Source organism: Lederbergia panacisoli, from assembly GCF_024626525.1.
Classification (GTDB): Bacteria; Bacillota; Bacilli; order Bacillales; family Bacillaceae_C; genus Lederbergia; species Lederbergia panacisoli.
Genome location: NZ_JANJGU010000012.1, coordinates 1 through 12,477, shown reverse-complemented (window position 1 = coordinate 12,477; position 12,477 = coordinate 1). Strand labels below are relative to the sequence as shown.

Sequence of the window (12,477 nt, the reverse complement as noted above, 5' to 3'; positions counted from 1 at the left end):
GTGTCGAATGCAACCGATTGTTAGAAAGAGGATTAAATATTCATTAGCACATTTAATTCTTATTATTGCGTCTATATTTTTCATCATTCCATTCATTTGGCTTGTGTCGACTTCATTGAAACCGATCACACAAATCTATACATTTCCACCTGAATGGATTCCGAGTCCGTTTCGCTTTAAGAACTATATTGAAGCGATGTCGTATATACCATTTTTCACTTATTTGAAAAATACGGTTGTCATTACGATTTTTAGTACGATAGGAATCATTATTTCTTGTCCGCTAGTGGCATATAGCTTTGCGAAGCTCCGCTGGAAGGGACGTAATGCATTTTTTATCATTACGATTGCCGTCATGATGATTCCAGGACAAGTCACCATGATTCCGTTATTCTTGTTATTCAATAAAATGGGATGGGTCGGTACTCCACTTCCATTAATCATTCCAGCCTTTTTCGGAGCGCCATTTTACATATTCTTATTGCGTCAGTTTTTCTTAGGACTTCCGGATACGTTAAGAGATTCGGCCAAAATTGATGGTGCATCTGAATTACGTATTTATTTACAAATTATGTTGCCTTTGGCGAGGCCCGCTTTACTTGCAGTAGGACTTTTCCAATTCATGGGCAGCTGGACAGATTTCCTTGGTCCTTTGCTTTACTTGACTGATGAAACGCAGTATACATTATCACTCGGACTCCAACAGTTCCAAAACCAAATGGGTACGGAGTGGGGAATGATGATGGCAGTTTCGACTATGATGACACTCCCGATTATCATCATGTTCTTCTTTATGCAAAAGACGTTTATTCAAGGGATTACGTTTAGTGGTATTAAGTAATTTTGGTTGTTGCAACCGAGGATGAATTGATAGAATTCATTCGTTAATTGGTGAAAATGAAAGTTTAGTTGATGAAATTGGACAGCAGATTGATGAAACTATTGATTTAATTGGTAAAATTGGACAGCAGATTGATGAAACTATTACTTTAATTGGTGAAAATTGATGGTCAATTGATGAAAATGTTGTCCTGATTGATGAAACTTTTGATTTAATTGATGAAATTCAAGTTTAAATTGATGAAATTTCAAAAAATAAATTCTATGGAGGTTTGTTAAATGGCTTTTCAAATAGGTATGCGCATCCCGCCAAAGCTCGGGGCATTAGGAATGGAGAAACTTAGCAGTTGGGCCAAAAGTTCCGGAATAGATGTAATTGATGTCCCATATTATAACGAAGAGGTAAAAAACGCTTTAGAAAGTGCTGGGTTGGAAGTAGGTTCCATTGATGGAGTTGGAGCTGTAGGATTGACGAACTTGTTGAACGCAGATGAAGCTGTCCGCAGTGAAGCAGTTTCCGCCTTGAAAAATCAAATTACTGAAATCTCTCAAATCGGCGGCAAAACTATTTTCATTTGCTTAGGACCAACAGATGTTACGCAATCACGCTCTAAGAGCTTTGATATTTGGAAAGAAACGTTTCCAGATATCGTGAAGCATGCCGAAGAAACTGGCGTATACTTTGCGCTTGAAGGTTGGCCAGGCCCTGCACCTCATTATCCAACGATTGGATGCACACCAGAAATGCTGCGTGCAATGTTCGAAGTGATTCCATCCAAGCATTTTGGACTAAACTATGATCCATCTCATCTTGTCCGTTTAGGTATCGACTACTTGCGCTTTTTAACGGAGTTTGGCGAGAAAATAAACTACGCTCACGGAAAAGATACGGAAATTTTGACAGATGATCTCTATGATGTTGGTATTCTACCAGCTACTTTCGGAACAAAATATGGCTTCTCAGAAGGTTCATGGAGATATACAATTCCAGGTCATGGCGCTGTCGAGTGGGAAAAAGTTGCGGTTCGCTTGGATCAGCTTGGCTACAATGGTCCAATCAGTATCGAACTAGAGGATCATCGTTACTGGGGAACGCTTGAAAAAGAACAGCAAGGCATTATAAAAGCGAAAGAAAACTTGGAAAGAATTTTTAAGTAAGACTCTATTCTCATCCTAAAAGTGGATCTTTATTCAAAATGAATAATCCAACTGAGAAAAGAGCGGGTATCTTCATAAGAACCGAATTAGTGTAAAAGCGGGCTTTTAAGCTTTTACAAAAACTTTAAGCAAACAGCCTTAAGTAAGGGTTGAACGAGGAGGATATTATGACGAAGACGATTAAAATCGGAATTATCGGCAGTGGTGGAATTGCTGGGGCACATGCAAGATCATATTTGCAAATGCCGGATGTTGAAATTGTGGCAGTAGCGGATGTTATTCCTGGAAAAGCGGCTGAATTTATCGAAAGGCTTGGCCTGACTGATGCGAAAGCCTTTGACAGTCACTTGGAATTATTAGAATTGGATTTGGATGGTGTCAGCGTTTGTACACCAAATGTGGCGCATCATCGGACAAGTGTCGATGCACTGAACGCTGGGAAGCACGTACTAGTCGAAAAACCGCTCGCCGTCACGTTGGAGCAAGGTGTCGAAATGGTTCAGGCTGGTAAAAAGGCGGAAAAAATCTTAACCGTTGGATTCCAGCCAAGATATGATCCTAATATGAAAGCTGTAAAAGAAATCGTTCAATCCGGACAGCTTGGGAACGTATATTACGTTCAAACAGGCGGCGGACGCAGGCGTGGAATGCCGGGCGGAACCTTCATTAATAAGGAGCTTGCAGGTGCTGGGGCGATGGCGGATATTGGCTGTTATTCTCTTGATCTCGCATTAAACGCTCTTGGCTATCCAAAACCATTAAGCGTATCAGCTTTTACATCGAACCATTTCGGAACAAGTCCTACATATCATTCACAAGCTGATCGATTTGAAGTGGAAGACTTCGGTGTAGCACTTGTACGACTCGAGGGTGGAAAGGTTCTAAATTTTAAAATCTCATGGGCGATGCATATGGATTCCCTTGGGCCAACATTGTTCTTAGGAACAGATGCAGGTTTGAAACTGACACCTGCTGGAAGCGGTCCGTGGAGCGGTGTCTGGGATGGTGGAATCGGCTCGATCACATTGTTCCATGACATCCAAGGGCATCATACAGAAAGCCCAATTCCAATCCAACAACATAACTTTAATATTTTCTATGAAAAGGTCCGTGCCTTTGTCGTTGCGATTCAGGAAGGAAAACCAGCACCAATTCCTGGTGAGGAAATCTTAATCAATCAAGCAATTATTGATGGTATTTTGCGATCTTCGGAGATTGGTAAAGAAGTGGATATCGTGATTCCAGAAGTTTGATTTGCTGTAAAACTCGAATTCTAATAGGATTCGAGTTTTTTTAGTTTAATCAGTGTTCTTATTGATCATTATAGCTTATTAAATCCTCCAATTAACAACAAACAATTTACAAATTAAATGGTATAATCGATATGGCGTTTATAGATAGGGACCACCTATATTACTGGGGGTGACATGTTCTTGCAATACATTTACATCATTTCCGGACCTTGCGGCGTTGGGAAATCAACTATTTCTCGAGAAATTGCCAGGCTAGTTCCAAATTGTGCTCTTGTAGAAGGTGATCATCTTCTTCATTTTTATGATGATCATTCAATGCTTCCATGGGAGGAGCGGTTGTGGATTGCATGGAAAAACCTTGTCGATGTGACGAAAAATCTTTTGCAGCATAAGCTTAACGTCGTGATTGACTTTGTTGTGGAAGATGAATTAGAGTGGTTTTGCGCATATTTTTCCCATTTGGAAATAAAGTTTAAATACGTTGTTCTTCGGGCAGACAAGGAAATATTGGTAAATCGCATTACCAGACGCGGGGATACATATATGATTGATCGATCGCTATTTTTACTAAATCAGTTGGAAAATGAAACACCGTTCAATGAGCCGTTTCTATACGATACGACCAATAAACAACCTGCCGATATTGTAAAAGATATAATAGAAGAGAAAAGATTTGAACTGACAAATTAAGGATGGTGACAGGCACGATGTCTTGGAAGACAAAGATGAATGAGTGGCTGGAATTTGAGTCGCTTGATAAGAATTTACAGGAAACATTAGCAGCCAATCAGGGAAATGAAAAGCTGCTTGAAGATAGTTTTTATAAGGAATTAGAGTTTGGAACAGGTGGAATGCGCGGCGAAATTGGGCCGGGGATTAACCGGATGAATATATATACGGTTAGAAAAGCGGCGGAAGGCTTAGCTCGTTTTATAGCAGAGCAAGGCGAAGAAAAAATGGCGCGCGGAGTCGTGATTGCTTATGATTCACGGCATATGTCTCCTGAATTTGCGCTTGAGGTGGCAAAAACGGTAGGAAAGCATGGAATAAAGGCATATCTGTTTGAAGAATTACGCCCAACTCCGCTACTGTCCTTTGCCGTCCGTTATTTACATGCATATGCAGGAGTTGTCATTACAGCAAGCCATAACCCGCCTGAATACAATGGATTAAAAATGTATGGCGAGGATGGAGGACAGCTGCCGCCTTTAGAAGCTGATACGATTATCCGTTATGTTCAGGATGCCGGCAGCGAATTGAACATTGAGGTTGCAGATGAACAGGAACTTTTACAAAAAGAGCTGCTTACATATATTGGCGAAAAGGTGGATAATGCCTATACAGAAGTGATGAAATCAATCCATCTTAGTGATAAAGTAGATAAGAATCTAGCGATCGTATTCACTCCATTGCACGGAACCGCCAATCACTCGGTTCGTAACGGGCTTCTCGCATTTGGCTTTGGAAATGTGACGGTCGTGAAAGAACAGGAACTTCCAGATCCTAATTTTTCAACGGTGGCCTCTCCTAATCCAGAAGAACATGCTGCATTTGAGTTGGCGATTCGTTACGGGAAGGAAGTCAATGCAGATGTGCTGATGGGAACAGATCCCGATGCAGACCGTCTTGGAGTCGCGGTAAAAAATCAGAGCGGCGATTACGAGGTATTGACAGGTAATCAGGTTGGAGCACTCATGGTGCACTATATTCTCGAGCAGAAACGTACAAATGGAACACTTCCTAAAAATGGTGTTGTCTTGAAAACAATCGTAACTTCGGAAATTGGCCGTGCCATAGCTGAAAGTTTCGGCGTTGAAACAATGGATGTGCTGACAGGATTTAAGTTCATCGGTGAAAAAATCAAAGAGTTTGAAGAAACAAGTGACCATACGTTTTTATTCGGATATGAGGAAAGCTATGGCTATTTGATCGGCGATTTTGTCCGTGATAAAGATGCGGTTCAAGCGGCAGTTTTTGCTGCAGAAGTCGCGGCTTTTTATAAAATGCAAGGAAAATCACTTTATGACGGCTTGATGGAGCTATTTGAAAAGTATGGATATTATAAAGAATCGCTGCGCTCACTTACATTAAAAGGTAAAGATGGTGCAGAGCAAATCGCCGGCATTATAGAAACGTTCAGAAACGATCCTCCAAAGGAAGTAAACGGAATTGCCGTGACAACAATTGAAGATTACGGAACAAGCGAGAGCCTAGATGTTGCGAATGGTGTGAAAACCACGATCGAGTTGCCAAAATCGAATGTATTAAAATTCAAACTTGCCGATGGTTCCTGGTTCTGCGTCAGACCCTCCGGAACTGAACCAAAAGCAAAATTCTACTTTGCCGTTAAAGGCGAATCGATGGACGATAGCGCAAATAAGATAAGTGGACTCGAAAATGAAGTAATGGAGCTCGTTGATCGCTTAGTAAAAAATTAAGATGAAAGCCAATTCTCGAATTTGTCCGGAGAATTGGCTTTTTGTTTGTGGTTCGCAGGGCATATTCCGTTTAAGTCCGTTCTATTGCCCTTTAATGTGATGCTATTCCCTTTCATCAAGGTCAAATTCCCGCTCAGTCCGTTTCAATTCCCTTTTGACAGGGTTCAATTCTTGTTCAACCGGCTCTAATTCCCGTTCAAAGGTTCATCCCGTTTCTATTCCCTTTCATCAAGGTCCAATTCCCGTTCATCAAGGTTCAATTCTCGTTCAACCGGCTCCAATTCCCGTTCAAAGTTCCAACCCTTTAAATTGATAAAATTTCAGATCTAATATGAAATAGAACCTTCAATCTTTGTTGCAACATTATTATTTTTTGAAAAGGTAATCTATTCTTATTTTTCGTGAATAAAATAACAGTGAATTGTGAACTAAGAGCGGAAGGAGGAAGGTGGAATGGAGGACAAGAATTCGAACGAAAAACCGATTTTTAAGGACGTCGTTGATGAGCCGAAAACACAGGTGAAGAAGCAAAAACAGGATGATACAGTTAATTCAACAGGTTTATCGGAGAATGTTGCGGGCTTATTATGTTATTTATTCTGGTTTGTTGGTGGAATCGTATTTTTATTAGTTGAGAAAGAAAATAGATTCATTCGTTTCCATGCGATGCAATCCATTGCATTATCGGCTGTATATTTTGTACTAAGCATTATCCTAACGGTTATTCCACTTATCGGCTGGATTATGAATCTAATTTTAACTCCAGTCATGGTAATACTATGGATCATCTTGATGTACCAAGCATACCAGGGCAAGTATTTCAAGCTTCCTATCCTCGGGGAGCTATCAGACAAACAATTGAAATGATCTTTTCAAGGGTCCCTTAATTAAGGGATCTTTTTCATATAGGTTATTTCTTTAAAGTTTGTTTTTTGTAAAAGCCCAAGAACCGGATTTTACTCCTAATTTGGAAGTTTAGCAGCTCGCAGCTCTTTTCCCATTTTATATCAGTTACAAGAATAAAATCTATTTCTCGTTATTTAGATTTATATCAATCAGCAACAATGTTTGGGAAAAGAGCCTTCAAAAAAAGAGCTCTGCAAGAGAGCTCTTATCTCGATGAACCTAACGCTTCTTTTTGAACTACCACTTTTGTGGAGCTGCGGATAATAAGCTCTGGTTCATACGTAATATGGTTTTTGTCCGATTTTCCATTGTTTTCAACGGCATCGATGATCCACTTTGCTGCATCAAGTCCCATTCTACTTTTTGGATGGTTGACGGAGGTTAATTTTATTTCGGAGGCTTCTGCTAATGATGAATTATCGTAACCAACAATCGAGATATCGTCAGGGACACTTAGGCCTTCCTCACGTAAAATATTTATGACTTTAAGTGCGATTTCATCGTTATAGCAAACAATGCCTGTTGGCACCCTTTTCGGATCGGCCAACACTTCTTTAACTTTATTCTCAAATCCACTAGCGAGATCCTCGGTCGTATAAGAAATGATCGTATCATTTAAAAATGGAATTTTATGCTCACGAAACGCACGGATAAAGCCTTTCATCCGATAGACCCCTTGCATGTCATCTGTTTTAAAAATACCGATGATTTTTTCGTGGCCTGCTTCAATCAGATGATCCGTCGCAATAAATCCGCCTTTTTCATCATCAAGAATCATATATGGAGGATTTAATTGAGAATAGTATTGATTTATCATTAAATAAGGAATGTTTTTCTGTTCAAGCTCAAGATAATAATGAATGTTCGGATTGAATCCGCTGCTTTTTGACGGTTCAATAATTAGACCATCAATATTTCTGCTTAACATCGCTTCAAGACATTGCTTTTCTTTATCGATATCATTATCGGTACTGGATATAATAAGTGAATAGCCTTTTGATGTGAGATATGATTCCATTCCTCTAATGATGGCTGGAAAAATATAGTCTGAAATATACGTTGTGATAATTCCAATATTTTTACCGGAAATGGGTGCGGGTTGGCCGGAAATATTCGTTGTTTCTGCTTGACTCGTGCAAAACGTTCCAGCACCTTGTTCCCTATATAGTAGTCCTTCGTGGACGAGTTCACCTACAGCTTGACGAATCGTATGTCTGCTGACATTGAACATCTTTGCGAGTTCATTTTCGGAATATATTTTCTCACCAGGCTTCACTTCGCCGTTTGCAATCCATTCTTTTATTGTATCAATGACCATCATATATTTTGCGGGCTTACCCATAAAATCCCTGCTTTCAAGTTGTTCGTTTTTAAATAGTTATTCGTACAATTATTCCCATTATACACGATAAAGAAACTAAATTGTATGTTTTAAATTCACTATTTAATAAGAATTTTGAAATTGACATGTACGTACATCGGGACTATGATGACAATAGAAGAATGAAAGGTGGAGATCCAATGAAGATAGAAAAAGAAGAATTTGGAAAACTGAATGCTAATACTGTAACTGCTTTTACTTTAGAGAATGATCATGGTGTAAAAGTGACGACTCTAGATTATGGATGCACAATTACGAAAATTTACACTCCCGATCAAAACGGAGAACTCGAAAATATCGTTTTGGGTTACGACCAGTTGGAAGGATACCTTAATAATACCGCTTATTTTGGTTGTGTTGTCGGGAGAGTTGCAGGAAGAATTGGCGGCGCGGAATTTACGCTAAATGGAAAAACGTATTCTCTTGCTAAAAATGAAAATGGCAACCATCTGCACGGTGGGATAAGAGGGTTCGACAAAGTGGTTTGGGATGCCGAAACGGAAGAAAAGGCTGATGAAGTAAGTGTAAAATTTTCTTATATGAGTCCGGACGGCGAAGAAGGATATCCCGGAAATTTAAAAATGAACGTTACATACACACTTAACAACGATAATGAATTTAAGATTCAATATGAAGCGATATCTGATGAAGCGACGCTTTTAAATGTTACGAATCATTCTTATTTTAATTTAAGCGGTGAGTTAAAGCGCGATATTCTTGATCACGAGCTTACGTTAAAAAGTGATCAATACCTTGAACTGCAAGAAAATTTATTGCCGACTGGGGAATTTGCTAATGTGGAAGGAACTCCATTTGATTTTCGCCGAGGTCGTTTCATTCGCAGCGGCAAGGAAGCAGACCATCCACAAAACCAGCTTGCTGGAGGCGGATATGACCATCCGTTTATATTGAACGAGAACCGCAACGAGGAAATTGTTTTAAAAGATCCGGAAAGCGGCCGTCAAATGATCGTTGAAACAGATGAGGTGGGCGTTGTCGTATATACGTCCAATCAGCTTGCGGGCGATGACGAAATATACGGCGTTCAGCCGCGGAAGCATCTTGGAATTTGCTTGGAAACACAAGGATTGCCTGATGCTGTTCACAATAATCATTTCCCTTCATGGGTATTAGAAAAAGACAAGCCATTTTCTTCAGTCACAACATTTAAATTTAGTGTAGTGGGAGAATGATGATGGAAACAATCACAACTTATAAAAACCCGCTTATTGAACAGCGGGCAGACCCGTGGGTGTATAAGCATACGGACGGTTTTTATTATTTTACCGGGTCCGTTCCTGCTTATGATCGAATTGAAGTGAGAAGGGCGAAAACGCTTGAAGGTTTGAGTGAGGCGGAACCTGTTACAGTTTGGAAAAAGTATGAGAGTGGTCCGATGAGTGCGAATATTTGGGCTCCTGAAATCCATTTTGTCGATGGAAAATGGTATATCCACTTTGCGGCGGCACGAGCAGATCAAATTTTTGATCACAGGATGTACGTGCTTGAGAATGCATCTGCAAACCCGCTTGAAGGGGATTGGGTCGAAAAAGGACAAGTTAAAACAGATTGGGAATCTTTTTCTTTGGATGCGACCACATTCGAACATAGAGGATCGAGATATTATGTGTGGGCGCAGAAGGATCCGAATATTAACGGAAACTCCAATTTGTATATCGCAAAAATGGAAAATCAATGGACGTTGAGCTCTCCTCAAGTTATGATTACAAAACCCGAATTTCCATGGGAAGTAATTGGCTTTTAGTAAATGAAGGGGCAGCCGTTTTAAAAAGAAATGGCAAAATCTTCATCTCTTACTCTGCAAGCGCTACAGACTATAACTATTGTATGGGACTTTTGTGGGCGGATGAGGATAGTGATTTATTGGATCCTGCCTCTTGGTCAAAGGCCGAGCAGCCGGTTTTTAAAACTAATGAAGAAACAGGTCAATATGGACCAGGGCATAATAGTTTCACAGTTTCAGAGGATGGAAAGCATGACGTGTTAATCTACCATGCACGAAATTATAAGGAAATCGAAGGCGACCCGCTTTGGGACCCGAATCGTCATGCACGTGCGAAGGTGTTTACGTGGAATGGGGACGGGTTTCCGAACTTTGGAATTCCAGAAGCAGATTCTAAATAAGTTTTTAAAAAAAGATTAATTCGAAAAGTCACTTCAGCTATTTCAAGGAGTGGCTTTTTTTCTGCGTTCCACCACCTCCAAAAAAACATCTTCTAATTTAAAAGTCCTTCTCTGTGATAGCCATCACTTTCACGCTTCCTTCCATAAGGTACATTAAAGTTAATGGTTATTTTTTGAAAAAAGGAGGGTGTGAAAGTATGGTTCAAAGTGTGGCATGGATTGTGAGTTTAGTTTTTATGTTACTGATTGCGGTAGTATTTTTATTTGTAGCCATGAATTCAACAAAGAGGAAAGAGTATGAGGTTGTGAAGAAGAAGTGGTATAAAGCAAGGACGTTTTATGGGATTACGCTTGTCGTTTTGATGCTCGTTGTGACTATTTATACGTTAAGGGAGCTTCCGTATAATCAGCCGGTATATGCAAAGGGGGAAGAGCCGACGATCGTTGATGTGGAGGCGCTTCAATTCGGGTATAAGCTAAGCGCGCGGGAGTTTAAGGCTGGGGAAACAATCGAATTTCATGTGACGAGTTCGGATGTGAATCATGGATTTGGAATTTATGATGAGGACATGAACCTTATTGCTCAAACGCAAGCAATGCCGGAGTATACGAATAAAGTGTTTATAACATTTGATCATCCTGGTACATATAAAATTTTATGCTTAGAATACTGCGGTTTGGGACATCACGTGATGGTGGACGAAATAACAGTCACAAATTAAGAATGGGGGTGGAATATTTGGAAATGACAGTTAATCCAAGAAAGACAAATTCGAATCAGAATAATGAAATTATCATTTTTTTAACGATAGGTGCTATTGTCGTCGGTGTCATGATGGTATTTGGTGTTTTAATGCTGCTGGCTCAAGGGGGGAGGCTTGATTTATCCCCGGCGAGGTTCTATCAATTTTTAACGATTCATGGTACAGGGATGGTTGGAACAGCGGCATTAGCTGGGACGGCTGTCATGTGGTACTTTTTACGGGACTATGTAGATTTGTCTAAAAAAGTGTTAATGCTGCATCTTGTTTTCTTTTTAATCGGCGTTTTAATGGTGATCATTGGCGTTTTTTCATTTGAATATGCGAGTGCGTGGACATTTTTATATCCCTTACCAGCTTTATCCGCAGGTGCATGGGGAATGGCGGGGGCGTTATTATACCTTGCTGGGATGCTTATTCTCGGTGTTGGGTTTTTATTATTTTACATCGAAACGGGACGGGCGATCATTAAAAAGTATGGAAGTCTTGGCAAAGGTTTAGGCTGGGATGTTATTGCCGGTAAAAAAGCGGAAAAAGATGCGCCATCTGCAACCGTTATTGCAAGTACAATGGTGACGATCGTGAATATAACCGCGCTTACAGCTGGTGCAGTTGTCCTGATTATGAATGCAATCAATACAATCAATCCCGCGTTTTCATTTGATCCGCTGTTAGCAAAAAATTTAACATATGCTTTCGGACATATATTTGCTAACTCGATTATTTATATGGGCGTTATTGCCGTTTATGAAATTTTACCTAAATATACGAATCGCCCTTGGAAAGCAAATAAAGTATTTTTAGTTGCGTGGACCATGTCAACCGTATTCACATTGATTATTTATACTCATCATATGTTAATGGACTCCGTCATGCCGAAATGGATGTTAATTATGGGACAGGTTTTATCATATGCAAATGGGCTGCCTGTTCTTGTTGTAACAGCTTACGGAGCGCTCATGATTGTATATAAATCAGGGATTAAATGGGATGTTCCGTCTTCCTTAATCTTTTTATCTATGTTTGGTTGGGTTGTTGGGGTAGTTCCAGCCATTGTCGATGCAACAATTGTTGTAAACCATGTTATGCATAACACAAAATGGGTGCCGGGCCATTTTCATATGTATATGGGGCTTGGGGCTTTAGTGATGATTTTCGGCTTCATGTACTATCTGGCCAAAACAGATAGTGAGATAAAAACGACCTTTATAGATAAAATTGGGGTTATTTTATATGCGCTTTCCCTTATCGGGGTCAGCGGCGGATTTTTAGTGTCGGGTGCCATAAGTACACCGCGAAGATGGGCTACTCATTTTCCAGAATGGATGGGGCCGGCCTTATTCGGAGCGGCTGCCGGAGTTTTTGCGGTTATTGCAGTTGCGATCTTTTCCATCCACTTTATTCGCTTTATCAACATAAGAAATAAAGATATAAAATCAGGCTTACAACAACGTAAATCAGCATAATGGGTAGTGTCAAAAGTTCTATGAAAACTCAATAGATACTCAGTTCCCTTTCCAGTTATTAGTGGAATGACTCCGCAATCGCCCTTGACAAACACGCCAATGGTTTGAATTCAGGGTAACAAGGGCGAA

Annotated in this window: 10 protein-coding genes and 1 pseudogene; 10 read left to right on the top strand and 1 reads right to left on the bottom strand. The window is 40.1% G+C overall.

From position 1 onward, the window contains the following. Nucleotides 1-7 precede the first annotated feature (7 nt). From NQ185_RS14885 to NQ185_RS14860, 6 genes are all read left to right on the top strand, one after another. A complete protein-coding gene (locus NQ185_RS14885; RefSeq protein WP_257582748.1) occupies nt 8-841 on the top strand; it encodes a carbohydrate ABC transporter permease in 834 nt (277 codons plus the stop codon). Nucleotides 842-1,119: 278 nt separating this feature from the next. Continuing rightward, on the top strand, nt 1,120-1,998 hold the full coding sequence (locus NQ185_RS14880) for a sugar phosphate isomerase/epimerase family protein (protein WP_257582747.1): 879 nt from the start codon (nt 1,120-1,122) through the stop codon (nt 1,996-1,998). Between the two features lie 167 nt (nt 1,999-2,165). Continuing rightward, nucleotides 2,166-3,251 carry a Gfo/Idh/MocA family protein gene (locus NQ185_RS14875; RefSeq protein WP_257582746.1) on the top strand — a complete coding sequence of 362 codons (1,086 nt, stop codon included), beginning with the start codon at nt 2,166-2,168 and terminating at the stop codon, nt 3,249-3,251. Nucleotides 3,252-3,431: 180 nt separating this feature from the next. Beyond that, nucleotides 3,432-3,941: a P-loop nucleotide/nucleoside kinase family protein gene (locus NQ185_RS14870; protein ID WP_257582745.1), complete on the top strand. Its 510-nt coding sequence runs from the start codon at nt 3,432-3,434 to the stop codon at nt 3,939-3,941. A 17-nt stretch (nt 3,942-3,958) separates the two neighbouring features. Next, entirely contained in the window at nt 3,959-5,689 is a 1,731-nt protein-coding gene (locus NQ185_RS14865; RefSeq protein WP_257582744.1) for a phospho-sugar mutase, read from the top strand. 453 nt (nt 5,690-6,142) lie between these two features. After that, nucleotides 6,143-6,556, top strand: a complete 414-nt coding sequence (locus NQ185_RS14860) for a DUF4870 domain-containing protein (protein ID WP_257582741.1) — start codon at nt 6,143-6,145, stop codon at nt 6,554-6,556. A gap of 244 nt (nt 6,557-6,800) precedes the next feature. On the opposite strand, the gene NQ185_RS14855 is transcribed toward NQ185_RS14860, so the two are convergent. Then, the gene (locus NQ185_RS14855; protein ID WP_257582740.1) at nt 6,801-7,937 is read right to left on the bottom strand and encodes a GntR family transcriptional regulator; all 1,137 of its coding nucleotides are present in this window, start codon (nt 7,935-7,937) and stop codon (nt 6,801-6,803) included. A gap of 179 nt (nt 7,938-8,116) precedes the next feature. On the opposite strand from NQ185_RS14855, the gene NQ185_RS14850 reads away from it, so the two are divergent. The 4 genes and pseudogenes from NQ185_RS14850 (at nt 8,117) to NQ185_RS14835 (ending at nt 12,348) form a co-directional block, all read left to right on the top strand. Beyond that, nucleotides 8,117-9,169, top strand: coding sequence for an aldose epimerase family protein (locus tag NQ185_RS14850; RefSeq protein ID WP_257582739.1), 1,053 nt, complete (start codon nt 8,117-8,119; stop codon nt 9,167-9,169). A 2-nt stretch (nt 9,170-9,171) separates the two neighbouring features. Then, nucleotides 9,172-10,121, top strand: a pseudogene (locus tag NQ185_RS14845) (glycoside hydrolase family 43 protein). 197 nt (nt 10,122-10,318) lie between these two features. Continuing rightward, nucleotides 10,319-10,843: a cupredoxin domain-containing protein gene (locus tag NQ185_RS14840; protein ID WP_257582738.1), complete on the top strand. Its 525-nt coding sequence runs from the start codon at nt 10,319-10,321 to the stop codon at nt 10,841-10,843. Between the two features lie 23 nt (nt 10,844-10,866). Next, nucleotides 10,867-12,348, top strand: a complete 1,482-nt coding sequence (locus NQ185_RS14835; RefSeq protein ID WP_257582851.1) for a cbb3-type cytochrome c oxidase subunit I — start codon at nt 10,867-10,869, stop codon at nt 12,346-12,348. Nucleotides 12,349-12,477 lie beyond the last annotated feature (129 nt).